This is a genomic window from Rhizobium metallidurans (assembly GCF_014196505.1).
GTDB lineage: Bacteria > Pseudomonadota > Alphaproteobacteria > Rhizobiales > Rhizobiaceae > Rhizobium > Rhizobium metallidurans.
This window is the reverse complement of sequence record NZ_JACIDW010000019.1, coordinates 16,700-40,820: the sequence shown is the minus strand read 5'-3', so window position 1 is coordinate 40,820 and position 24,121 is coordinate 16,700. Positions and strand designations below refer to the sequence as shown.

General features: G+C 62.9%; 24 protein-coding genes. 14 read left to right on the top strand and 10 right to left on the bottom strand.

Annotated elements, in window-relative coordinates; all coding sequences use genetic code 11:
• Window positions 1-141 precede the first annotated feature (141 nt).
• Entirely contained in the window at window positions 142-2,454 is a 2,313-nt protein-coding gene (locus tag GGQ67_RS20960; RefSeq protein ID WP_183902070.1) for an NADP-dependent malic enzyme, read from the bottom strand.
• Between the two features lie 252 nt (window positions 2,455-2,706).
• Between GGQ67_RS20960 and GGQ67_RS20955 the strand changes: the two genes are divergently transcribed.
• Entirely contained in the window at window positions 2,707-3,519 is an 813-nt protein-coding gene (locus tag GGQ67_RS20955; protein ID WP_183902114.1) for a UDP-2,3-diacylglucosamine diphosphatase, read from the top strand.
• A gap of 168 nt (window positions 3,520-3,687) precedes the next feature.
• Window positions 3,688-4,908, top strand: coding sequence for an MFS transporter (locus GGQ67_RS20950; RefSeq protein ID WP_183902069.1), 1,221 nt, complete (start codon window positions 3,688-3,690; stop codon window positions 4,906-4,908).
• Here the strand turns inward: GGQ67_RS20950 and dgcA are convergent.
• On the bottom strand, window positions 4,860-5,843 hold the full coding sequence (gene dgcA, locus GGQ67_RS20945; protein ID WP_183902068.1) for an N-acetyl-D-Glu racemase DgcA: 984 nt from the start codon (window positions 5,841-5,843) through the stop codon (window positions 4,860-4,862). The genes GGQ67_RS20950 and dgcA overlap by 49 nt on opposite strands.
• A gap of 98 nt (window positions 5,844-5,941) precedes the next feature.
• Here dgcA and GGQ67_RS20940 point away from each other — a divergent pair, with 98 nt between their 5' ends.
• The 5 genes from GGQ67_RS20940 to GGQ67_RS20920 are packed head-to-tail and all read left to right on the top strand — an operon-like array spanning window position 5,942 to window position 10,501.
• Window positions 5,942-7,111, top strand: coding sequence for an MlaE family lipid ABC transporter permease subunit (locus GGQ67_RS20940; RefSeq protein ID WP_183902067.1), 1,170 nt, complete (start codon window positions 5,942-5,944; stop codon window positions 7,109-7,111).
• A gap of 9 nt (window positions 7,112-7,120) precedes the next feature.
• The gene (locus tag GGQ67_RS20935; RefSeq protein WP_183902066.1) at window positions 7,121-7,969 is read left to right on the top strand and encodes an ABC transporter ATP-binding protein; all 849 of its coding nucleotides are present in this window, start codon (window positions 7,121-7,123) and stop codon (window positions 7,967-7,969) included.
• Window positions 7,970-7,978: 9 nt separating this feature from the next.
• Window positions 7,979-9,349, top strand: coding sequence for an MlaD family protein (locus GGQ67_RS20930; protein WP_183902065.1), 1,371 nt, complete (start codon window positions 7,979-7,981; stop codon window positions 9,347-9,349).
• A 16-nt stretch (window positions 9,350-9,365) separates the two neighbouring features.
• Window positions 9,366-9,980, top strand: a complete 615-nt coding sequence (locus GGQ67_RS20925) for an ABC-type transport auxiliary lipoprotein family protein (protein ID WP_183902064.1) — start codon at window positions 9,366-9,368, stop codon at window positions 9,978-9,980.
• A gap of 29 nt (window positions 9,981-10,009) precedes the next feature.
• On the top strand, window positions 10,010-10,501 hold the full coding sequence (locus GGQ67_RS20920) for a GNAT family N-acetyltransferase (protein ID WP_183902063.1): 492 nt from the start codon (window positions 10,010-10,012) through the stop codon (window positions 10,499-10,501).
• 283 nt (window positions 10,502-10,784) lie between these two features.
• Here GGQ67_RS20920 and GGQ67_RS20915 read toward each other — a convergent pair whose 3' ends face one another.
• A complete protein-coding gene (locus GGQ67_RS20915; protein WP_183902062.1) occupies window positions 10,785-10,940 on the bottom strand; it encodes a hypothetical protein in 156 nt (51 codons plus the stop codon).
• Window positions 10,941-11,099: 159 nt separating this feature from the next.
• On the bottom strand, window positions 11,100-11,276 hold the full coding sequence (locus tag GGQ67_RS20910) for a hypothetical protein (RefSeq protein ID WP_183902061.1): 177 nt from the start codon (window positions 11,274-11,276) through the stop codon (window positions 11,100-11,102).
• 214 nt (window positions 11,277-11,490) lie between these two features.
• Here GGQ67_RS20910 and coaD point away from each other — a divergent pair, with 214 nt between their 5' ends.
• The 5 genes from coaD (at window position 11,491) to tgt (ending at window position 15,410) form a co-directional block, all read left to right on the top strand.
• Window positions 11,491-11,985 carry a pantetheine-phosphate adenylyltransferase gene (gene coaD / locus GGQ67_RS20905; RefSeq protein ID WP_183902060.1) on the top strand — a complete coding sequence of 165 codons (495 nt, stop codon included), beginning with the start codon at window positions 11,491-11,493 and terminating at the stop codon, window positions 11,983-11,985.
• Between the two features lie 25 nt (window positions 11,986-12,010).
• On the top strand, window positions 12,011-12,574 hold the full coding sequence (locus tag GGQ67_RS20900) for a peptidylprolyl isomerase (RefSeq protein WP_183902059.1): 564 nt from the start codon (window positions 12,011-12,013) through the stop codon (window positions 12,572-12,574).
• Window positions 12,575-12,600: 26 nt separating this feature from the next.
• Complete coding sequence (locus tag GGQ67_RS20895; protein WP_183902058.1) at window positions 12,601-13,110, top strand: peptidylprolyl isomerase; 510 nt, start codon at window positions 12,601-12,603, stop codon at window positions 13,108-13,110.
• An 86-nt stretch (window positions 13,111-13,196) separates the two neighbouring features.
• On the top strand, window positions 13,197-14,279 hold the full coding sequence (gene queA / locus GGQ67_RS20890) for a tRNA preQ1(34) S-adenosylmethionine ribosyltransferase-isomerase QueA (protein WP_183902057.1): 1,083 nt from the start codon (window positions 13,197-13,199) through the stop codon (window positions 14,277-14,279).
• Window positions 14,280-15,410, top strand: a complete 1,131-nt coding sequence (gene tgt / locus GGQ67_RS20885; RefSeq protein WP_183902056.1) for a tRNA guanosine(34) transglycosylase Tgt — start codon at window positions 14,280-14,282, stop codon at window positions 15,408-15,410.
• Between the two features lie 2 nt (window positions 15,411-15,412).
• Here tgt and GGQ67_RS20880 read toward each other — a convergent pair whose 3' ends face one another.
• The gene (locus GGQ67_RS20880; protein WP_183902055.1) at window positions 15,413-15,841 is read right to left on the bottom strand and encodes a DUF4864 domain-containing protein; all 429 of its coding nucleotides are present in this window, start codon (window positions 15,839-15,841) and stop codon (window positions 15,413-15,415) included.
• Window positions 15,842-15,921: 80 nt separating this feature from the next.
• Window positions 15,922-16,230: a hypothetical protein gene (locus tag GGQ67_RS20875; protein ID WP_183902113.1), complete on the bottom strand. Its 309-nt coding sequence runs from the start codon at window positions 16,228-16,230 to the stop codon at window positions 15,922-15,924.
• Between the two features lie 409 nt (window positions 16,231-16,639).
• On the opposite strand from GGQ67_RS20875, the gene GGQ67_RS20870 reads away from it, so the two are divergent.
• A complete protein-coding gene (locus GGQ67_RS20870) occupies window positions 16,640-18,412 on the top strand; it encodes an ABC transporter ATP-binding protein (RefSeq protein ID WP_183902054.1) in 1,773 nt (590 codons plus the stop codon).
• A 133-nt stretch (window positions 18,413-18,545) separates the two neighbouring features.
• On the opposite strand, the gene GGQ67_RS20865 is transcribed toward GGQ67_RS20870, so the two are convergent.
• The 4 genes from GGQ67_RS20865 to metG form a co-directional block, all read right to left on the bottom strand.
• Complete coding sequence (locus GGQ67_RS20865) at window positions 18,546-19,325, bottom strand: ABC transporter ATP-binding protein (protein ID WP_183902053.1); 780 nt, start codon at window positions 19,323-19,325, stop codon at window positions 18,546-18,548.
• 542 nt (window positions 19,326-19,867) lie between these two features.
• Window positions 19,868-20,701 carry an MBL fold metallo-hydrolase gene (locus GGQ67_RS20860; protein WP_183902052.1) on the bottom strand — a complete coding sequence of 278 codons (834 nt, stop codon included), beginning with the start codon at window positions 20,699-20,701 and terminating at the stop codon, window positions 19,868-19,870.
• 4 nt (window positions 20,702-20,705) lie between these two features.
• A complete protein-coding gene (locus GGQ67_RS20855; protein WP_183902051.1) occupies window positions 20,706-21,488 on the bottom strand; it encodes a TatD family hydrolase in 783 nt (260 codons plus the stop codon).
• Between the two features lie 7 nt (window positions 21,489-21,495).
• Window positions 21,496-23,049: a methionine--tRNA ligase gene (metG, locus tag GGQ67_RS20850; protein ID WP_183902050.1), complete on the bottom strand. Its 1,554-nt coding sequence runs from the start codon at window positions 23,047-23,049 to the stop codon at window positions 21,496-21,498.
• 269 nt (window positions 23,050-23,318) lie between these two features.
• Here metG and GGQ67_RS20845 point away from each other — a divergent pair, with 269 nt between their 5' ends.
• A complete protein-coding gene (locus tag GGQ67_RS20845) occupies window positions 23,319-24,113 on the top strand; it encodes a sulfite exporter TauE/SafE family protein (RefSeq protein WP_183902049.1) in 795 nt (264 codons plus the stop codon).
• The last annotated feature ends 8 nt before the right edge of the window (window positions 24,114-24,121 follow it).

The window sequence follows — 24,121 nt, the reverse complement described above, 5'->3', positions numbered from 1 at the left end:
ATGGCGAAGGGCGGACCATGGCCCGCCCTTCGATATAACCTGCTTGTCTTAACAAGCTGCCGCTCAAAGCCTAACGCATTTCCGGCGCTCAAGGCAAATCACGCCGGTACACATCCGCGCGGGCCAAATCGGGCCGCCAAATCAGGCGGGTTGCGATGCCTCGACGACCGCGAGCGCGGCCATGTTGACGACACCGCGCGAGGTGACCGATGGCGCCAGGATATGGGCGGGCATGGCCGCGCCGAGCAGGATCGGGCCGACATGCAGGCCATCGATCATCGACTTGACGACGCCAAGGGTGATGTTGGCCGCATCGAGGTTCGGGAAGACCAGCAGGTTGGCTTCGTCGTGCAGCGTCGTGTTGGGCATGACGCGCTTGCGCAGCGTTTCGGAAATCGCGCTCTCGCCATGCATTTCGCCATCGACCTCGAGATCGGGCGCGGTCTCGCGCACGAGCTGCAGGGCGTCGCGCATCTTGGTGGCGCTCTCGGATTCACGCGAGCCGAAGTTCGAATGCGAGACCAGGGCGGCGCGCGGCGTGATGCCGAAGCGCTTGATTTCCTCGGCGGCGAGAACGGCGGATTCCGCCACTTCCTCGGCCGTCGGGTTGAACGTGACGTAGGTGTCGGTGAAGAAGGTGGCGCCACGCTGCGAGATCAGCAGGCTGAGCGCCGAGAAATCGCGGACATTCGGGCGCTTGCCGACGATCAGGCGGACATCGCGCAGGTGCTTCTCATAGCGGCCTTCGAGACCGCAGATCAGCGCATCCGCCTCGCCACGCTTCAGCGCCAGCGCGCCGATGACGGTGGTGTTGGTGCGAACGATGGTGCGGGCGGCTTCCGGGATGACGCCGCGGCGGCCGACCAGCGACAAATAGAGCTCGACATATTCGCGGAAGCGCGGATCGTCCTCGGGATTGATGACGTCAAAATCCGCCAGCGGACGGATGCGCAGGCCGTAGCGCTGCAGACGTGTTTCGATGACCTGCGGACGGCCGATCAGGATCGGCTTGGCGATGCCTTCCTCGAGCAGGACCTGGGCGGCGCGCAGCACGCGCTCGTCTTCGCCTTCGGAGAAGATGACGCGCTTCTTGTCGGCATTCTTCGCGGCCGCGAAGATCGGCTTCATGACGAAGCCGGAGCGGAAGACGAAGCGGTTTAGCTGGTCGAGATAGGCATCGAAATCGGTGATCGGGCGCAGTGCCACGCCACTGTCGGCCGCGGCCTTGGCGACGGCGGGGGCGATGCGCAGGATGAGCCGCGGATCGAAGGGCGAGGGGATCAGGTAGTTGGGACCGAAGATCGGCGTTTCATCCGAGTAGGCGCGGGCGGCGACATCGGACGGCTCCTCGCGCGCGAGCGCGGCGATGGCGCGCACGGCGGCCATCTTCATTTCCTCGTTGATCGTGACGGCGCCGCAATCGAGCGCGCCGCGGAAGATGTAGGGGAAGCAGAGAACGTTGTTGACCTGGTTCGGGAAGTCCGAGCGGCCTGTGCAGATCATTGCGTCCGGGCGGGCGGCGCGGGCGAGATCGGGCATGATTTCGGGGTTCGGATTGGCGAGCGCCATGATGAGCGGCTTATCCGCCATCTGCGCCAGGAGCTCCGGCTTCAGGACGCCGGCGGCGGACAGGCCGAGGAAGACGTCGGCGCCGCCGATGTTTTCGGCGAGCGTGCGCGTGTCGCTCTTCTGCGCATAGACGCTCTTCCATTCGTCCATGAGCTCGACGCGGCCTTCGTAGACGAGGCCCTCGAGGTCGTGAACCCAGATGTTTTCGCGCTTGGCGCCGAGGGTGACCAGCAGATTGAGGCAGGCAAGGGCCGCGGCACCGGCGCCGGAGGCGACGATCTTCACCTCCTCGATCTTCTTGCCGGCGAGTTCCAGGCCGTTCAGGATCGCGGCGGCGACGATGATGGCGGTGCCATGCTGGTCGTCATGGAAAACCGGGATCTTCATCTTCTCGCGCAGCTGGCGTTCGATCTCGAAACATTCCGGCGCCTTGATGTCCTCGAGATTGATGCCGCCGAAGGTCGGCTCCAGCGAGGCGACGGTCGAGACCATATGGTCGACGGTCGATGCGTCGACCTCGATGTCGAAGACGTCGATGTTGGCGAACTTCTTGAAGAGGACGGCCTTGCCTTCCATGACCGGCTTGGAGGCCAGCGGGCCGATATTGCCGAGGCCGAGAACGGCGGTGCCGTTGGAGATCACGGCAACCAGGTTGGCGCGAGACGTATAGTCGGCGGCCGTTTCCGGATTGTCGCGGATGGCAAGACAGGGGGCGGCGACGCCCGGCGAATAGGCGAGCGCCAGATCGCGCTGGTTGCCGAGCGGCTTGATGGCCTGGATCTCGATCTTGCCGGGACGGGGATAACGGTGGAAGAACAACGCCTGTTCATCGAGGCTGCCGCCTGCCGCCTTGTTGTCCGTCTTCGGTTTGTCGCTGTGATCCATCGTAATGCTCCGGGCTGCCGCACATGCTTTCATTGGAGCGCTTTCAATACATCAATCGAAAGGCGGTAACAGCGGGAATTTCGGTTCGTCTTCTCAAAAATTGCGCAAATGTCGAACCGCGCCCGCGTGATGCCGCCGATTGGTCCGCAAGGGCCGCCGATCACGTTCGTGTCATCATCCTGAAACACGAGTCTGGTTTTCAGGGGCACAGATGAAGCATGGGGCACGGGCAGGATGCTTGTGAAGGACAATATGGATACCCGCCACTTCCGTACGCTCTTTATTTCCGACGTGCATCTCGGCTCGAAAGCCGCGAAAGCCGACTTCCTGATCGACTTTCTGAAGTACCATGAAGCCGACACGATCTTTCTCGTGGGAGACATCGTCGACGGCTGGCGCCTGAAGCGCAGCTGGTACTGGCCGCAGGAATGCAACGACGTGATCCAGAAGCTGCTGCGCAAGGCGCGCAAGGGAACGCGCATCATCTACATCCCCGGCAATCACGACGAATTCCTGCGCGACTTCCCCGGCATGCACTTCGGCGGCATCGAGGTGGCCGAGCGGATGATGCACGAAGCGGCCGACGGCAAGAAGTATCTGGTGCTGCACGGCGACGAATTCGACGTCGTCGTGCGCAATGCCCGCCTGCTCGCCTATCTCGGCGACTGGGCCTACGACATGGCGATCATGATCAATATCGGGCTCGCCGCCGTCCGCCGCAAGCTCGGCATGCCGTACTGGTCGTTCTCGGCCTGGGCGAAGCTGCAGGTCAAGCACGCGGTCAACTTCATTGGCGAGTTCCAGAAGGTCGTGGCCGAGGAAGCCCGCAAGAGCGGCGCCGACGGCGTGATCTGCGGCCACATCCACCATGCCGTCATGGAAGACATGGACGGCGTGCGCTACATCAACACCGGCGACTGGGTCGAGAGCTGCACGGCGATCGCCGAACACGAAGACGGCACCTTCGAACTCATCGAATGGCGCACCATGGGTGGCGCCCTGGCTCCGGCGCCGCTGGCGCTCGAAGATCATCGCAAGCGCGAGCCGGCGCAGCAGGCAGCTTAACCTGCTGACATCTCGCTGTTGCGAAACGGAATTGTGCGGGTGCTGCCGTTGCCGTTTCGCGACAGCTTCGGCTTATTTTTGAAATCGGTTTGGGGCGACCTTTTCTCGCCTTGGTCGCGCTTACGGTGACATGTTAGGCAACGCACAGGTTCCTTTCAGGTCACACCGATGATTCCCGCCACGAAAGCCTCCTTCACCGAGGCCGCGCCAGCCCATTTCCGGCTGCTGAGCGCTTTGTCCTACTGCGCGCCACTGCTCGTGAACGGTGTCGCGCTGCCGTTTTTCCCCATCTGGCTGGCGATGCACGATTTCAGCGATCGTGAAATCGGCATCATTCTGGCCGTGCCGATGGTGGTACGCGTTCTCGTGGCGCCCGTCGTCGCGATGTATGCCGACAGGATGAAGGAACGCGCCGACGTGCTGGTGTTTTCCGGCGGCCTGTCGCTCCTGACGGCGATCGCGCTCTACTGGACCGACACCTTCTGGCCGGTGCTGATCGTCTACACGATCCAGGGCGCGACGTTTTCTCCCTATGTGCCCGTGGTCGAATCGATCGTCATCTCGGGCGTGCGGCGCTGGGGTTTCGACTACGGCTCGATGCGGGTCTGGGGCTCGATCGCCTTCATCGCCTCGACGCTGGTCGGCGGCCGGCTGATCGGAAACTGGGGCGGGCAGATGGTTCTGCCCGTGATGATCTTCGGCTTCCTGATGACCATGGTGATGGCGGTCTACTGTCCGCGCATCGGGCCGACGCGGCGGCGCGGTACGCCTGTCGATCTGCAGCAGGCAACCGGCAGTTCGCTTCGGCAGCCGCATTTGCTGGTGCTGCTCATCGGCGTCGCCATCCAGCAATCGAGCCATGCGCTGCTTTATGTCTTCGCCACGATCTATTGGCGTGATCTCGGATTTTCCGGCACCGAGATCGCGGTGCTGTGGAGCGCGGGGGTCGCCGCCGAGGTCACCGTGTTCTTCCAGTCAAAGAGGATCTGCCGCTATTTCGACGCCTGGACACTGATCCGCGTCGGCGCCGCCATCTGTGTCTGCCGCTGGCTGCTGTTTCCGATGCAATGGGGCTTCGTCGGTTTCTTCCTGCTGCAGTGCCTGCACGCTTTCAGCTATGCCTTCGTTCATACCGGCGTGCAGCGGCGCATCATCGCCTCGGTGCAGGCGGCGCAGGAATCGTCGGCGCAGGGCGCGTATTTCTTCTACAACGGCATGTTCATGGGGCTGATGACCATCGCCTCCGGCTACATCTACGCGCTGCTCGGCCTGGCGAGCTACTACGTCATGGCGCTTACGGCGGTGCTGGGGCTCGGACTGATCATCGTCGCCTATTATCTTCAGCCCCAGAGCGCGGATTCGGGCGGAAAGACGAGCGAGCCGGCATAGCGCAGGCCCGGCTCGCGATCGCGGGCGAGAAGCAGCGGTCCGTCGAGATCGACGAAGGCGACATCCTGGGCAAGGAGTACGGCCGGCGCCATGGCAAGCGAGGTTCCGACCATGCAGCCGAGCATGATGCGGAAATCGAGCCGCTCGGCTTCGCGCTTCATCGCCAGGGCCTCGGTCAAACCACCGGTCTTGTCGAGCTTGATGTTGATGGCGTCGTAGCGGTCGCGCAGGCTGGCGAGATCGCCGGTATGGTGGACGCTCTCATCGGCGCAAACAAGGATCGGGCGGTCGATGTCGGCAAGCAGTTCGTCCCGGCCGGCCGGCAGCGGCTGCTCGACCAGCGCCACGCCGCATTCGGCGGCGATCCGCAGATGGTGGGCGAGGCGATCCTCCGGCCATCCTTCGTTGGCGTCGAGAATGATCGCGGCATCGGGCGCGGCCGCACGAACCGCGCGGATGCGGCTCTCGTCGTCTCCCGTGCCGACCTTGACCTTGAGCAGGGCACGCGCCGCGTTGGCGCGGGCGTGCTCGGCCATCACCTCGGGCTCGCCGAGGGAGATCGTGAAAGCGGTGGTCAGCGAATGCGGCGCGGCCAGGCCGAGCATGGCCGCGACCGACGTGCCGGTTTGCTTGGCTTCGAGGTCCCATAGGGCGCAATCCACGGCGTTACGGGCGGCGCCGGGCGGCATGGCGTGCTGCAGATCGGCGCGCGAGAGGCCTGCCTCGATCAGCGGGCGGGAGGCTTCGATCTGCGCGCCGACGCTTTCCATCGTCTCGCCGTAGCGGCGATAGGGCACGCACTCACCTCTGCCCGAGAAACCGTGCTCGCCAACCGCGCAGACGATCACCTCGGCGCTGGTCTTCGTGCCGCGCGAGATCGTGAATGTACCCGCGATTGGAAATGAGTCCGTCTGAATTTCAAGTGACCGTGGCATAAATGCAATCCTGCAAGCATGGAAATCTGGTGCGGCATCGTTATATTGGCTCAACGCTGCGGACCTGTGTTCGCGAGTCGGCAATGTCGCCGTAAGCCTTGAGAGACACAAGCATTTTGAAGTCCGAGAACCGTAACGCCGCCTCACTGCACGTGGACGACCAAGCACAGGGTTCGGATACACTCGTGCATCTCGAAGGCAATTGGCGAAGCGCCAACATACATCTCGTTCTCAAGGATTTCGACAAGCTTTCGGCCCGCAAGGGCGGGAACCTGACGATCGATCTCTCGGGAATCACCGATATCGACACGGCCGGCGTCTGGCTGCTCTGCCGGCTGAGGAAGCAGGTCGAGAGTGCCGGCGGCACGATGACGATCGAGGGCAGCAATCCGCATATCGACGAACTGCTCGAATCGTTTTCCGAGGACCGGCCGAAGCCCGAGGTGGAGCAGGTTCCGCCGCTTTCGCTGCCGGAACGGATTTTCGCTCCGATCGGCCGGATGATGTACGACCTGTGGAACAACCTCGCGGCGGCGATGTACATCCTCGGATCGGCGGTGCGCGGCGCGCAGATGAAATTCGGTCGCGGCAGCGGCGTTTCGCCAGCGTCGATCGTCAACCAGATCGACCATATGGGCGTTCGCGCCGTGCCGATCATCCTTTTGATGTCGTTCCTGATCGGCGCGATCATCGCCCAGCAGGGCGCTTTCCAGCTGCGCTATTTCGGCGCCGAGGTGTTCGTCGTCGATCTCGTCGGCATTCTGCAATTGCGCGAAATCGGCGTGCTTTTGACCGCGATCATGATCGCCGGCCGTTCCGGCAGCGCGATCACGGCCGAAATCGGCTCGATGAAGATGCGCGAGGAGGTGGACGCGCTGAAGGTCATGGGCCTGAACCCGATCGGCGTCCTGATCTTTCCGCGACTGGTGGCGCTGACCGTGGCGCTGCCGCTTCTGAGCGTGCTCGCCAATTTCGCCTCGCTGTTCGGCGCCGCCGTCGTCGCCTGGGCCTATTCGGGAATCACCTTCGCCAACTTCATCGCGCGCCTGCACGAGGCGATCACGCTGTCGACCGTGCTGTCGGGGATGATCAAGGCGCCGTTCATGGCGCTGGTTATCGGTATCGTCGCCGCCGTCGAGGGCTTAAAGGTAGGGGGCAGCGCCGAATCGCTCGGCCAGCACGTGACGGCGGCCGTGGTGAAGGCGATCTTCGTGGTCATTCTCATGGACGGGCTGTTCGCCATGTTCTATGCAGCTATTAATTTTTAGGGATTTTGCGTGGACGAGCAGCAAACGACGACCAAGGACGAGGCAGGGCGGGACATCGTGCTTTCAGCGCGCGACGTCACTGTTGGCTTCGGGTCGAAGATCGTTCTCGATAATCTGAACCTCAATATCTACAAGGGCGAGATCCTCGGCTTCGTCGGCGCGTCGGGGACGGGCAAGTCGGTGCTGATGCGCACGGTGCTGCGCCTGCTGCCGCGCCGCTCCGGGCAGATCAAGATCCTCGGCCAGGACTTCGACGAGCTCGACGAGCCGCAGCGCAATGCGCTCGACATGCGCCTCGGCGTGCTCTTCCAACAAGGCGCGCTGTTCTCGTCGCTGACGGTGAAGGAGAACATCCAGGTTCCGATGCGCGAATATCTCGACCTGCCGCCGGCGCTGATGGACGAACTGGCGCATCTGAAGATCAGGCTGGTGGGCCTGGCGCCGGACGCGGCCGACAAATATCCTTCGGAGCTCTCCGGCGGGATGATCAAGCGTGCCGCATTGGCGCGGGCACTGGCGCTCGATCCGGAACTGGTGTTTCTCGACGAGCCGACCTCCGGCCTCGATCCGATCGGCGCGTCGGAATTCGACGACCTCATCGCCAAGTTGCGCGACACGCTCGGTCTGACCGTCTACATGGTGACGCACGACCTCGACAGCCTGTTTTCGGTTTGCGACCGTATCGCGGTGCTTGGCAAGAAGAAGGTGATGGTCGAGGGAACGATCGAAGACATGCTGGCCTATGACGACCCCTGGGTTCAGGCTTATTTCAAGGGCAAGCGCGCGCGTTCGATCGTGCCGCAGAATGGCCACGCATCAGCCGACATCAGGCTGGCGCAAGATAGCCGCGGGAAGTGAGCGGATAAGATGGAAACCAAAGCGAACTACACAATCGTCGGCTTCTTTACGGTTCTGGTCATCGCGGCTGCCTTCGGCTTCGTTTACTGGATGGCCCAGTACGGCCGCGGCGGACCGATGGCCGAGCTTATCGTGCGCATTCCGGGCTCGGCGAACGGGTTGAGCGTCGGCTCGCCGGTGCGCTTCAACGGCATCCAGGTGGGTTCGGTGCAGTCGCTGTCTATCGACGCCGATGATCCGCAGTTCTCGCTCGCCTTCACCGAAGTGCGTGTCGATGCGCCGATCTACCCGACCACCAAGGCGGTCCTCGAGATCCAGGGCCTTACGGGGGCTGCCTATGTCGAGCTGTCGGGCGGCCGCGTCGGGGAGAAGAACATCCTGCAGGCGGCCTCCGAGACCGGCAAGCGCGCGGTCATCGTCGCCGACCAGTCGAGCGTCACCAACCTTTTGTCCACGGCCGACAAGATTCTCGAGCGTGCCAACGACGCCGTCGGCCAGGTTCAGGGCTTCGTCAAGGATGCCCGTGGACCGTTGACGAAAACGCTGCAGAACGCCGAGACCTTCTCGGACGCGCTGGCCAAGAATTCCGGCAATATCGACAGCTTCCTGCAGAGCGTGGGCCAGTTGTCAGACACCGTGCGCAACGTCTCCGGCCGCGTCGACTCGACGCTCGCGGCCATTGAATCGCTGGTGAAGACTGTGGATGCCAAGAAGATTGACACGATCCTGTCCAATGCGGAAACGGTGAGCCGCAATGTGGCAGACGCGTCCGGCGGCCTGAAGGACGCCATCCAGAAATTCGAGGAGACGGCAACCACCTACAACGACTTCGGCAAGAAGGCGCAGGCGACGCTCGACAAGGTCGACACGCTGGTGGCGCAGATCGATCCGGCCAAGGTCAGGGGTTCCATCGACGATATCGCGCAGACGACCAAGGATGCCCGCGCGGCGGTCGCCTCGATCAAGGATGTCGCCGATACCGTGAACGCGCGCCGCAGAGACGTCGATTCGACGATCCAGAACGTCACCGAGATGGCCAACAAGCTGAACGCCGCATCGACCCGCGTCGACGGCATTCTGGTGAAGGTCGACAAGCTGCTCGGCGACGACAGCACGCAGTCGATGTTCACGCAGGCGCGCGACACGCTGGAATCCTTCAAGAAGGTGGCGGACAATCTCAACAGCCGCATCGGACCTATCGCCGACAATCTGCAGAAGTTCTCGAGCGGCGGCCTGCAGAACGTCCAGGCGCTGGTCAACGACGCGCGCCTGACAGTGCAGAATTTGAACGATGCGATCAGCAATTTCGACAAGGACCCGCAGCGGTTGATCTTCGGCGGGGACACGGTCAAGCAGTATGACGGCCGGACCAGGCGTTAACAGGGGAAGTCAGCATATGGCTGTGTCGGATATAGTGGTGTCTCGCTCGTGGCTCATGAAAAGCATGATCGCCATGCCGTTGCTGGCCGCTACGCTGGCCGGCTGCGGGACAGCGGCCAAGAACGATACCTATGATCTCTCGGCGCCGACAAGCGGCGCGGGACCTTCGGCGAAGGGGCGCCAGATCCTGGTGCAGCAGCCGACGGCGCTGCAGGCGCTGAACAGCGAGCAGATCGTCATCAAGGTCTCGTCTTCGGAGATCCAGTATCTTGCCAAGGCGCAGTGGAGCGACAAGCTGCCGCGCATGGTTCAGGCCAAGCTCGTCGAGGCCTATGAGAATTCCGGCAAGGTCGGCGGTGTCGGCGTTCCCGGCCAGGGGCTGGCGATCGACTATCAGGTGATCACCGACATCCGCGCCTTCGAGATCCGCACAGGTGGCGGCAGCCAGGCCGTCGTCGAGATCTCGGCCAAAATCGTCAACGATCGCAATGGCTCGGTCCGGGGGCAGAAGGTGTTTTCGCAGACGGTGCCGACCGGCGGCGGCTCGAACGAGGCCTTCGTCAAGGCGCTTGACCGCGCCTTTGCCAGCGTCACCACCGAGATCGTCGACTGGACGCTGACGTCGATCTGATCGATCGGGAAGCCGTTTCGGAGGCGGGCATGATCAGGATTTTGGGCGCGGACGATGTCGAGGCGTTCAAGCGCATCCGGCTCGAGGCGCTCCGCATGGAGCCGGCCGCTTTCGCCAGCAGTTTCGAGGATTGGGCGGAGCTTGCCGACGAGGAGTGGCGGCGGCGACTGCTTGCCGACGCCGTCTTTCTTGCTTTCGACGGCGAGGAACCCGTGGCGATCATGGGACTGATCAGGCAGCGGGCAAGCAAGATGGCGCATCGCGCGACGATCGTGATGGTCTATGTGCGCCGGGACAAGCGTGGTACCGGCCTGGCGCGCGCGCTGCTCGACCATCTCGTGAACCACGCCCGGCAGCAGGGTATCCGCCAGCTTGAATTGACCGCCAGCGCTGAAAATCCGGCCGCGATCGGCTTTTACCGGAACGCGGGGTTCGTACAGGCGGGGCTGGTCCCCGGAAGCGTGATGGAAGGCGGTCGCGAGATCGACGACGTGATCATGGTCAGGCGGATCACACAATAATCTTCCCGGCCGTTCATCGAAATTCGGCCGCTCGTCGCGTTCAAGAAACGAAAAGGCCGAGCGCTGGGACACGCTCGGCCTTTCGTAATTCAGCTGTCGGGCTGCTCAGGGCCGATCAGAAGACGCTATGCTTTCCATGCAGTCTCTTATCTTCCTCGGTTTCGCGCCGCAGGGCGGTCACGGTCGATGCCACAGATACGATAAACATGATGCTGATAAGGGCGGTAAGCACAGTCAAGATCGTGAACATAAGCAATCCTCCAGGATTTTGCTTTCACGTCCCTCAGTATTGGCTCACAACGGAGGTGCGGGCCGATGCGTAAGGGCCGTATACTTTGGACGTTTCTACCTTCTGATCATAAAGCGCAACAGTTGCTGCAAGCATACCCGTCATCATTACCATCCATACCGCGTTAATCATGGTAATCTTGTTTGGCATATTTATCTTCCTTGTAGCGCCTATTTGCGCAACGCTTCGATTGAAAGAACGCGTCCGTTTGGATTTGGTTCCGCAGGACATTGACAAGTCGTTTACCAACGCCGATCTGAAGCCTCTTTGAATGCCTCGTTCATCTGGCGTTCATCTTCCTAAATCGGTTTATGCGTCTTCTCTAATCGGTTTAAAGGAGACGCGACCCATAACGCGCACGATCTCGTGATGTTCCCTGACGTCGCGGCGCACCCACGCACCGTCGCGCATCTCCATGATGTAGGCGTAGAGAAATTCGGCGGCGAAGGAGAGGGCGACTGATGTGATGACAAGGAGGATGAGCATCTCGGGTTTCCAGAGGTGAACCGATCCCTGACGGCATCGGCGGCGTTGATGCATCCTGTTATAAGGATCGCGGCTGAAGCGGCCTTGAATGGGTCGTTCATCCGGCATTCAGTCGTCCGCCGCGCCCTGTCGCGCGGGGCCGGCATCTGGGGCAAATGACTTGCGGCAAGGGCCTATCCGTGACAAAAGGCGTCGAAACAAATGGCCGGGGCCAATGACGACAGCTTTCTATCCGGGGTCTTTCGACCCGATCACGAACGGACATGTTGACGTGCTCGTGCAGGCGCTGAACGTGGCGTCGAAGGTGATCGTGGCGATCGGCATTCATCCGGGCAAGACGCCGCTCTTTTCGTTCGAGGAGAAGGGCGAGCTCATCCGTCGGTCGCTGGCCGAGGCGCTGCCGGAGCGGACGTCGGATGTGTCGGTGGTGTCCTTCGACAATCTCGTCGTCGATGCCGCCCGAGCGCATGGCGCGGCCCTTCTGATCCGGGGCCTGAGAGATGGCACCGATCTCGATTACGAAATGCAGATGGCGGGGATGAACAGGCAGATGGCGCCCGATATCCAGACCGTTTTTCTGCCCGCCGGCACGGCCTCGCGGCCCATAACCGCCACATTGGTCCGGCAAATCGCGGGCATGGGAGGCGATGTCAGTGCTTTCGTGCCTGCCGCCGTCTTGAAAGCCCTTCAATCCAAGCGCAAATCCTAGGCGAATTCGCCGCAACGGAGCTCACATGAAACTGTTTTATATTGCATTTGCCGGCGTGCTCTATCTCGCTTCGTTCGTTGGCGACGCTTTCGCCGCCGACACGATGACGATCGAGCTGAAGAGCGGACCCGTCGTGATCGAACTCGCGCCCGACGTCGCGCCGAAGCATGTCGCCCAGATCGAGGCGCTGGCCAAGAAGGGCGCCTACGACAACGTTGCCTTCCACCGCGTCATCGACGGCTTCATGGCGCAGACCGGCGACGTGCAGTATGGCAACATGGAAAAGGGCTTCGACAAGAACCAGGTCGGCACCGGCGGTTCGGATATGCCTGACATTCAGGCCGAGTTCTCCAAGACGCCATTCGTGCGCGGCACGGTCGGCATGGCGCGTTCGCAGGACCCGAATTCGGCCAACTCGCAGTTCTTCATCATGTTCGCTGACGGCTCCTTCCTGAACGGCCAGTACACGGTTGTCGGCAAGGTGATCTCCGGCATGGAGAACGTCGACAAGATCAAGAAGGGCGAAGGCCAGAACGGCGAAGTCAGCGATCCCGACCGCATGGTTAAGGTCACCATCGCCAAGAAGTAAGTTTCAAGACCAGTAGGAGAATAAGAATGGCTGAGATCAAGGATCCGGAAAACACCATCATCCTGGAAACCACCAAGGGCAAGGTCGTCATCCAGCTTCTGCCCGAAGTCGCGCCCGAGCACGTGGCCCGCATCAAGGAACTCGCGCGCGAGAAGGCCTATGACGGCGTCGTGTTCCACCGCGTCATCAACGACTTCATGGCGCAGACCGGCGACGTGAAGTTCGGCAAGAAGGGCGGCGAGAGCTTCAACCCGGGCCGTGCCGGCATGGGCGGCTCCGAAAAGCCGGACCTCAAGGCCGAGTTCTCGGCCGTCAGCCACATCCGCGGCACCTGCTCGATGGCCCGTTCGCAGAACCCGAACTCCGCCAACTCGCAGTTCTTCATCTGCTTCACCGACGCTCCGTGGCTGAACAAGCAGTATTCCGTCTGGGGCCAGGTCATCGAAGGCATGGACAACGTCGACAAGATCAAGAAGGGCGAACCGGTCGTCGATCCGGATTCGATCGTCTCGATGCGGGTTGCCGCCGACGTCTGATTGTGATTTCTGCTGAAACCCGCCCTTGCGCGAGAGCGCGGGGCGGGTTTCGCTTTGCCTGGACCAGCCTTCCCGGAACTGCCTTCATGCGCGTAGACCTTTTCGACTTCGAGCTTCCCGATGAACGGATCGCTCTGCGGCCCGCCGAGCCGCGCGACAGCGCGCGCCTGCTGGTCGTCGACCCGCACCGCGAAGCGCAACTCTCCGATCACCGTGTGTCCGACCTGCCGTCGTTCCTGAAGCCGGGCGATGCGCTCGTGTTCAACGACACCAAGGTCATTCCGGCGCAGCTCGAAGGTATCCGCCACCGCGAGGGTGCGGGCGGCCAGCAGGTTTCGGCGACGCTGCACATGCGGGTCGGCGCCAATCGCTGGAAGGCATTCGCGAAGCCGGGCAAGCGCATCAAGGTCGGTGACCGGATCGCCTTCGGCGATAGTGGCGAAAGCTGCCTGCTCGGCGCGCTCGACTGCACCGTTGAAGAGAAAGGCGAGGGCGGCGAGGTGACGCTGGCCTTCGATCTGTCGGGCCCGGCGCTCGACGAGGTCATCCATTCCGTCGGCCATATTCCGCTGCCGCCCTATATCGCCGCCAAGCGCGCCGAGGACGAGCGCGATCGCGCCGACTACCAGACCATTTATGCCCGCGAGGACGGCGCCGTCGCCGCGCCCACCGCCGGGCTGCATTTCACGCCGGAGCTTTTCGCGGCACTCGACAAGGCCGGCATCGAGCGGCATTTCGTGACGCTGCATGTCGGCGCCGGCACCTTCCTGCCGATGAAGGTCGACGACACCGACGATCACAAGATGCATCTCGAAAGCGGCTATGTCAGCGACGAGACAGCCGCCAGGCTGAATGCCGTGAAAGCGAGGGGCGGGCGGATCGTGTGCGTCGGCACCACGTCGCTCAGGCTGATCGAAAGTGCGGCGCAGAACAGCGGCGAGATCCGCGGCTGGGCGGGCGCCACCGGCATCTTCATCACGCCGGGCTACCGCTTCAGGGCGGTTGACGCGCTGATGACCAACTTCCACCTGCCGCGCTCGACGCTGTTCATGCTGGTCTCGGCCTTCGCCGGCCTGGAGACCATGCACGCGGCCTATGACCATGCCATTTCGACAGGCTACCGCTTCTATTCCTATGGCGATTCCAGCCTTCTTTTCCGGAAAGACTAGATGACCGAGAACTTCCAGTTCACCCTCAAGAAGACCGATGGCGGCGCGCGCCTCGGCGAAGTTTCCATGCCGCGCGGCGCGATCCGCACGCCGGCCTTCATGCCCGTCGGCACCGTCGGCACCGTCAAGGCGATGTATCTCGACCAGGTGCGCGAGGGCGGCGCCGACATCATTCTCGGCAATACCTATCACCTGATGCTGCGCCCCACGGCCGAGCGCGTCGCCAGGCTTGGCGGCCTGCACAAGCTGATCCGCTGGGATGGGCCGATCCTCACCGACAGCGGCGGCTTCCAGGTCATGTCGCTCTCGGGCCTGCGCAAGCTCGACGAGCAGGGCGTGACCTTCAAGAGCCATGTCGACGGCAGCCTGCACCACATGTCGCCGGAGCGCTCGATCGAAATCCAGGGGCTGCTCGACAGCGATATCCAGATGCAGCTCGACGAATGCGTGGCGCTGCCGGCCGAGCCGCGCGAGATCGAGCGCGCCATGGAGATGTCGCTGCGCTGGGCCGAACGCTGCAAGGTGGCCTTCGGCAACCAGCCGGGCAAGGCTATGTTCGGCATCGTGCAGGGCGGCGATATTCCGGCACTGCGCGTGCGGTCCGCGGCAGCGCTCGCCGATCTCGACCTCAAGGGCTACGCGGTCGGCGGCCTTGCCGTCGGCGAGCCGCAGGCGGTGATGCTGAAGATGCTCGAGGAGACTCTGCCGGTCCTGCCGACCGCAAAGCCGCGCTATCTCATGGGCGTCGGTACGCCCGAGGATATCCTCCGCTCGGTGGCGCGCGGGATCGACATGTTCGACTGCGTGATGCCGACCCGCTCGGGCCGTCACGGCCTGGCCTTTACCCGCCGCGGCAAGGTCAACATCCGCAATGCGCGCCATGCCGAGGATATGCGCCCGCTCGACGAGCAGTCGAACTGCCCGGCGACGCGCGACTATTCGCGGGCCTATCTGCACCACCTCGTGCGCTCCAACGAGGCGCTGGGCGGTATGCTGCTCTCTTGGAACAACCTCTCCTATTACCAGGAACTGATGCAGGGCATCCGCAAGGCGATCGCCGAAGGCCGCTTCGCCGATTTCATGGCGGAGACGGAAGCGGAATGGGCGAGGGGCGATCTCGACCCCGTCTGAGCTCAGATACCCTTGCTCTCCGTGTCCGGCAGGATCTGGACGCCGCCGATCTTGTAGCCACCATCCGGCTGGCGGATGACCTGGTAGATCGCCGTCCAGTCCTTGCCGTCGCGGCCGGAGATCAGCACCTCGTGGTAGATCATCGCGCCGTTGTCGATCGAGCGGCTGCGGCCGAAGGCGTAGTTTCCGGGGTGATAGACCGGCTCGTAGCTCTTCTTGACCATGGCGAAGAAGAGGTTCTTGTCGGGATAGGCGGCCTTGATGCCGGGGGCGGCATAGGAATAGGCCTTTTCGGAATCGTCCTGCAGGAATGCCTTGATCTGCGCCTCGATCATCGACCGCGTGGTGTCCAGCGGGTCTTGCGCGCGCGCCGGCGACGGCGTGACGATGGCGGCGAGACCGAGGATGAGGACTGCGAAGAAGGCGCGCATCGGCATATCTCCCACTATCCCGCGGCGCATGGCCGCCATCCCTTGGATAGTAGGGCTTTCAGCGCGCAAGGAAAGGGCAATCAGAGCCGGCCGCGCGCGAAAATTCGCGACAGGATCAGGCCCGCGACGAGCGCGCCGGCGGCGATGAAGATGGTGTCGATCGGCGTGCCGATATAGAGCGGCCCGACATTGGCAAACAGCAGGAAGGCGATGACGAAATTCGCCCAGCCCCAGACGACATTCAGTTCCGCCGAGCTTTCCCCGGCGCCCGGCCCGCGCGCGAATGGCGTGCGAAACGGGCGGCCGCAGACGCCGTTGACGAAAGGCGGAATGCCGTTGGTCATGATGGCCGCGGCGAAGAAATGAACGATAAAGGCGATCCAGGGCATCGACGTCTCCAAGCTGTTCATCCGGGACGATCATGCTCGTGACGCAACGGCAGGTTACGCCACGGGACGACCCGGAATTCCGGCAGGGAACGCGCTGACCTAAGCTCTTGTTCCATAAGCCGGATCAGATCGTGTGATAGCGGCGATCGAAGTAGATAAGCGCCCGGCCGCCTTGGCCACGTTCCGACATGACCGAATATTCGACGGATTCGATGCGTCGGTCTTGCCGGCCACAACCTCGGGAGGCGGTCTCACCAAGAAGTAACTTGACTTTTTGACGCTGGATTTGGATATCGGGCAAATCCTTGATGCGGCTGGCTTTTGCCGGGACGCGCTGTCTTCCACACAGTTGCATTCTGCGCCCGATGGCGCGCCGCGGCATATTAAATTGATTGGGAAGGGCTCGCGGATGAGCACATCGTCGCTGCTGAAACGCTTCGCCGGCTATTACAGGCCGCACCGGGGGCTGTTCGTGCTCGATTTCGGCAGCGCCGTGACGGCGGGCCTGCTGGAGCTTGCGTTTCCCGTGGCCGTCACGCTGTTCATCGACCGGCTGCTGCCGACGGGACAGCTCGGGCTGATCGGACTGGCCGTCATCGGGCTGCTCGCCATCTATGTCGTCAACGCCGGATTGCAGCTGATCGTGACCTATTGGGGCCACATGCTTGGCCTGAAGATCGAGACGGAGATGCGGGCGAAGGCGTTCGATCATCTGCAGAAGCTTTCCTTCTCCTATTTCGACAATCAGAAGACCGGCCATCTCGTGGCGCGGCTGACCAAGGATCTGGAAGAGATCGGCGAGGTGGCCCATCACGGCCCCGAAGACATCTTCATCGCGATCATGACGCTGGCCGGCGCCTTCATTCTCATGTGGTGGGTGCATCCGCCGCTGGCGATCGTCACCGCGCTGATCGTGCCGCTGGCGGCCGTGGTGACGACGCGCTATGGCGGCCGGATGACGAAAACCTGGCACGCGCTCTACGGCCGCGTGGCGGATTTCAACGCCCGCATCGAGGAGACGGTCGGCGGCATCCGTGTCGTTCAGGCGTTCGCCAACGAGGATCACGAGCGCCGGCTCTTCGCGGTCAATAATGCCGGTTATCTCTCGACCAAGCTGGACGCCTATTGGGCGATGGCGGCATCGACCTCGCTTTCCTATCTGTCGATGCGTCTCGTGCAGGTGGTGGTGATGCTCGTCGGGGCCTGGTACGTGACGAGGGGTGAGCTGTCCACGGGCGGTTTCGTGGGTTTCCTGCTTCTCGTCGGCGTCTTCTTCCGACCGATCGACAAGATCAATTCGGTGATCGAGACATATCCGAAGGGGATCGCCGGCTTCCAGCGCTACGCGTCGTTTCTCGATACCGACCCGGATATCGCCGACCGCGCGGATGCCAGGAACATGCCTCGGCTGACGGGCGACATTCGCTACAAAAACGTGCATTTCGGCTATCGGGCCGGAAAGCCAATCCTCGACGGGCTCGATCTGACGATCAAGGCCGGCGAGACGATCGCCTTTGTCGGGCCATCGGGTGCCGGCAAGACGACCGTCTGCTCGCTGCTGCCGCGCTTTTACGAGGTGAGCAGCGGCGAGGTTTCCATCGACGGCGTCGATATACGCCAGATGACGCTGGCGTCGCTGCGTTCGAGCATCGGCATCGTGCAGCAGGACGTGTTTCTGTTTGCCGGGACGATGCGCGAAAACATCGCCTATGGCAGGCTCAGCGCCACCGAAGACGACATTCTCGAGGCGGCCCGCCGGGCCCGTCTCGACGAGGTGATCGCCGGCCTGCCTGATGGCCTCGACACGATCATCGGCGAGCGTGGCGTCAAGCTGTCGGGTGGCCAGAAGCAGCGTCTGGCGATTGCCCGCATCTTCCTGAAAAACCCGCCGATCCTTATTCTCGACGAGGCGACGTCGGCCCTGGACACGGAGACCGAGCGGGCGATCCAGCAATCGCTGTCCGAGCTCTCCGAGGGGCGCACGACGCTTGTCATCGCGCACCGGCTGGCGACGATTACCGAGGCCGACCGGATCTGCGTCATCGACAAGGGCAGGGTGGTCGAAGAGGGCAGCCACCGCGACCTTCTACGGCGCGCCGGCCCCTATCGGCGGCTGCACATGGCGCAGCAGACGGGCGCGCCCGATGACGACGGCGAGGCGGGTACGAAGAAGCTGGCCTAGCATGAAGACAAGGACATCCTCACCTGGCGTGAGGATCGTGCTCGCCTGAGGTGACGATCGGGTTTGTCCTGTCCTGTCAGATGGTTGGCCGGCTATGTTGTTGTCAGGCGAGGTCGGCGGGCACGCCGGGACGCTACAGGAGATAGCTGACCGGCTCGTTGCTCACTGGGTGCGGAAAAACGCCCATATCGACCCCGAAGACGGATTTCAGCACATCCGACTGAACGATATCGGCAGGCTTTCCGCGCGCCGAAATCCTGCCGTCGTTGAGCGCCACCAGCTCGTCGCAGTAGCGCGAGGCGAGATTGATGTCGTGGAGGACGACGACGATGGTCAGGCCACGCTCATGGCTCAGTTCGCGCAGCAGCGACAAGACGCCGGCCTGATGGGCAAGATCGAGGGCGGAGGTCGGCTCGTCGAGCAGCAGGCAGCTGGCGTTTTGCGCCAGCATCATGGCGATCCAGGCGCGCTGGCGCTCGCCGCCCGACATGTTGGCCACGAGGCTATCGGCGAAGCGCTCGAGATCCGTACGCCGGATCGCATCCTCGACCAGATCGCGGTCGGCCTTCGTGAAGCGTCCGAGCGTGCCGTGCCACGGAAAGCGACCGAGCGCAACGAGCTCGCGCACCGTCATGCCGTCGGTGGCGGGGGTGAACTGCGGCATATAGGCGATCTCGCGGGCAAACGCACGCCCGCCCCAGCTCGCCGCCGGCTTTCCCTGGAGCGCAACGGTGCCCGAAGTCGGATCGATCTGGCGGGCGATGGTCTTCAGGAGCGAGCTCTTGCCCGAACCATTCGGCCCGACAAGCCCGTAGACACGGCCGGCCTCGAGCTTCAGATCGACGCCACGCAAAATATGCTTCTTGCCGGCCTCGTAATGGATCTGCGACAGGGCGAGGAATTCGGCGGGCATGATGGCATCTCCGGCTGCGTATATAGGGTGCGACGCCGGACATCCGGATCGCAGCGATGTAACTGCAAAACTTTACTGACCATGTCAACTTATGGCGGTGAAACGGCGGCGGAGCAGATGGCCTGGTTTCTCGGGCATGATGGCGTGCGGCAGACGGTCGATGCGCGCTGCGGCTTTCCGGAGACGGAAGCAGGTTGCTGCAGACGCCAGCTTTGTGGCAACAGACCATTGAAATCATTGGCAAGCCGCAGTTGGAAATAGAACCCACCCCGGCGGTACACGCTTATCGCATAAGATAGATTATGGAACAAAAAGATATATGCGTTAGCGGTAGACTGGCTCGATCTACTGGCAGCCGCTTATTGCTTCGCTTCATCGATCAGGCTCAATCGCCGTTGCCGCGCAATCCCTGGCAGACCTGCCGGATCACCTGGTCGAGCTGCCGAGTGTCCTCATCGAGCCGGCCGGTCAGCAAACGGCTCCAGGCGAAGCCGGCCAGGAGTTCGATCGTCAGTTCCGGGTGAGCCGGAATTGCGTGAGGCTTAGTCCCCGCGCTCCGGGCTTTCGAGTTCAATCTCGAAGCTCATCTGGTCATAGGCCGGAACGACGTGATCTGGCGTCTCGGCCATGACGGTGTCGTAGTCGAGCGGCGTGTGCATGTGGGTCAGGATGGCGCGCTTCGGCTGCAGGCGGCCGATCCATTCGAGCGACTGCTCGAGCGACAGATGGCTCGGGTGGTAGCGGTATTGCAGCGCGTCGATGATCAGTACGTCGAGGCCCTGCAACTTCTGTACGCTTTCGGGCGGAAAGTCGCTGATATCGCTGCAATAGGCGACGTCCCCGATCCGGAAGCCGAGCGAGGTGATGTCGCCGTGCTGTTGCAGGTGCGGGTGCAATGAAATGGCGCCACCGGCGCCGGTGATACGAACAGGCGTGTCGAGATCGCTGATCAGCCTGGCTTCGACGATCGGCGGATAGTTGCTGCCAACAGGCGTTTCCAGGCAATAGCCGAAGCCCTGGCGAATGCGGTCCATGGTCGCTTCGTCGGCGTAGATAGGTACGCGCTGCTGGGCGCCGAAATAGTAGCCGCGCAGATCGTCGAGCCCGTGGATATGATCGGCGTGCGGATGGGTGTAGGCCACGGCGTCCACATGCCCGACCCTGGCTGATATCATCTGCTCGCGAAAATCCGGCCCGGTATCGATGACCACGGTGGTGACGCCGCCGTTGTCGTCATATTGCTGGATCATGAAGGAGGCGCGGGTGCGCCGGTTCTTCGGATTGTCGGGATTGCAGGCGCCCCAGTCGCCGGTGATGCGCGGAACGCCTGGAGAAGACGAGCAGCCGAGAATGGTGAACCGCCGCCTGTAGCCCACCGTGTCAGATCCTCGGCATCTTGGAGAAGCATCGGAAGGCGTTGTCCGTCGTGATCGTCGCCATCTCGGCGTAGCTGAGGCCAAGCGTCTCGGCGAGCACCTCGGCCGTGTTGACCACGTAGGACGGCTCGTTGCGCTTGCCACGCCAGCGCTTCGGCGCGAGATAAGGCGCGTCCGTTTCGACCAGCAGGCGGTCGTGCGGGATGGTGGCGGCGATGTCGCGCAGTTCCTGCGACTTCGGGAAGGTCAGGATACCGGAGAAAGAGACGTAGCCGCCGAGCTCGACGCCCGTGCGCGCCAGATCGGCACCGGCCGAGAAGCAGTGGAGGATGAAGGGGAAGGCGCCCTTCCCCGTTTCCTCGGTCAGGATCGCGGCCATGTCCTCGTCGGCGCTGCGGCTGTGAATGACCAGCGGCAGCCTGGTTTCTCGGGCGGCCTCGATGTGGCGCAGGAAACCGGTCTTCTGGTCCTCGGGCTTTTGCGTGTCGTAGAAGTAGTCGAGACCCGCCTCGCCGATCGCGACCACCTTCTCATGCGCATTGGCCAGACGGATCAGGTCTTCGGCCTGAATGTCCAGCTCTTCGTCGGCATTGTTGGGATGCGTGCCGACGGAGCAGAAGACGGACGGATACTTCCCAGTGATCGCTAGCAGGCTGTCCAGCTTGCGGACGCGGGTGGAGATCGTCACCATCTGCTTGACGCCACTGTCGTGCGCACGCTTGACGATCTCGTCGCGCTCCTCCTCGAAGTCGGCGAAATCCAGATGGCAATGGGTATCGATCAGCATCCTGGCCTCACGCCTGCGGCGCGACGTAGCGCGGGAAGACCGGCGACGGCGCTTCGAGCGGCGTGCCCGACACCAGGCGTCCGGCTTCACCCAGCGCCGTGAAGTCGCGCTTGTCGGCGGCGGCTCCCACGAGGTCGAGCATCTTTTCGGCAGAGCCCGGAACGAATGGCTGCAGCAGGATGGCGATCTGGCGCACGACTTCGGCCGTGACGTAAAGCACGGTCTCCATGCGATCAGGATCGGTCTTCTTCAGCGCCCAGGGCTGCTGGCCGGCGAAATAGCGGTCGGTCTCGGACACGACTGCGATGATCGACGTCAGCGCGCGGTGGATGAGCTGCTTTTCCATGTCCTCGCGCGTCGAGGCGAGCAGCGCGTCGGCTGCAGCCAGCATCGCCTTGTCCTCGTCGGTCAGCGGACCGCAGACGGGGATCTTGCCGTCGCAGTTCTTGACGATCATCGACAGCGAGCGGCTGGCGAGATTGCCGATGCCGTTGGCGAGGTCGGCGTTGATGCGGGTGCCGATCGCCTCTTCGCTGCAGTTGCCGTCATGGCCGAAGGAGATTTCGCGCATCAGGAAGTAGCGGATCGCGTCGAGCCCGAAATGCTCGATCAGCTCGAACGGGTCGAGCACGTTGCCGAGCGACTTCGACATCTTCTCGCCGCCCTTGGCCAGCACGAAGCCATGCGCGAAGACGCGCTTGGGCAGCGGCAGCTTGGCCGACATCAGGAAGGCAGGCCAGTAGACGGCGTGGAAGCGGATGATGTCCTTGCCGATGATATGGACATCGGCCGGCCAATACTTGGCGCGCGGGCCGTTCTTGTCCTCGAGGTAACCCGTGGCGGTGAGATAATTGGTCAGCGCGTCGACCCACACATACATGACATGCTCGGGATCATCAGGCACCTTGATACCCCAGTCGAAGGTTGTGCGCGAGATCGACAGATCCCTCAGCCCCGACTTGACGAAGGAGATCACCTCATTGCGTCGCTCGGCCGGGCCGATGAAATCCGGCTCGGCTTCGTAGAGCGCCAGCAGCTTGTCCTGGTATTCGGAGAGCTTGAAGAAGTAGCTTGCCTCCTCCACCCACTCCACGGGCGTGCCCTGAGGTCCGTAACGCACGCCGTCGGCGCGCAGCTCGGTCTCGTTTTCCTGGTAATAGGCCTCATCGCGCACCGAGTACCAGCCGGCATAGCTATCCTTGTAGATGTCGCCGGCGTCGGCCATCCGGTTCCAGATGTTCTTCGACGTCTCGTGGTGCCGCTCCTGCGTGGTGCGGATGAAGTCGTCGTTCGAGGCGTTGAGGAGCTTGGCCATCGCCTGGAATTCGCCGGAATTGCGGTCGGCGAGTTCCTGCGCGGTGATGCCTTCGGCACGCGCCGTCTGCTGCATCTTCTGGCCGTGCTCGTCGGTGCCGGTCAGGAAGAACACGTCCTTGCCATCGAGGCGCTGGTAGCGCGCCATGGCATCCGTCGCGATCAGCTCGTAGGCGTGGCCGATATGCGGCTTGCCGTTCGGGTAGGAAATCGCGGTGGTGATGTAGAAGGGTGTCTTGTCTGTCATGGCGGCCATTCTCGTGCGGCTTATTCTTTGAAATCTATACGCCGCTCCTTAGCGCATGTGGCGGCGAAGCGAAACAGTAAGTTTGGAATGGTACGCCTCCAACGCGTGCCGAGGCAATCTTCGTGACGGCCGCGTGCTTGACACGTTTTTTTCCGCATTCTACCCAAGGGAACCATTGAACAGGGTTCAGCAAACGTGACAACAGACGCCCGCCGCACCGCCGTTTTCAGCGTAGGCTCGCTCCGCGTAGGCTTGGGGCCGGCGATCTGATGCTCTCCAATTTCGATCCGCTTTATTCACTCTCCGGTTTCTTCGTGGGGGCGCTGGTCGGCATAACCGGTGTCGGCGGCGGCTCGCTGATGACGCCCCTGCTGGTCTTGTTGTTCGGCGTCCATCCGGCGACCGCCGTCGGAACGGACCTGCTTTACGCGGCCGTCACCAAGAGCGCCGGCACCGCCGTCCACGGCATGCATGGACGCATCAACTGGCGGATCGTCGGCTGTCTTGCCGCCGGCAGCGTTCCGGCCGCCCTTGTCATGCTGTGGCTTCTGTCAGGCGTGGATCGCAAGAGCATCGAAGTCGCGCATACGATCACGACGGCGCTTGGCTGGCTGCTCGTCATGACGGCCTTCATGCTGGTGTTTCGCAAGCAAGTGATGGCGCTTGCGCAGCGCTCGATGGGCGAGCGGCGGCCGCTGCGGCCGGCAACACTTGCCATTCTGACCGTCGTGCTCGGGCTGGCTCTCGGTATCCTGGTGACGCTGACGTCGGTGGGTGCCGGCGCGCTGGGGGTGACCATCCTGCTCGTGCTTTATCCGCGGCTCGACGTGCGCGAGATCGTCGGCTCCGATATCGTGCATGCCGTGCCGCTGACGCTGATCGGCGGTATGGGCTACTGGATGATCGGCGAGATCGACTGGACCATGCTTGCGGCGCTGCTCATCGGCTCGATCCCCGGCATCATCACCGGCAGCCTGCTGGCGCCGAAGCTGCACGAGCGAACCATCCGCCTGGTGCTGGCGGCGACGCTCTCGATCGTCGCCTACAAGCTCCTGGCCACCTGATCACGATC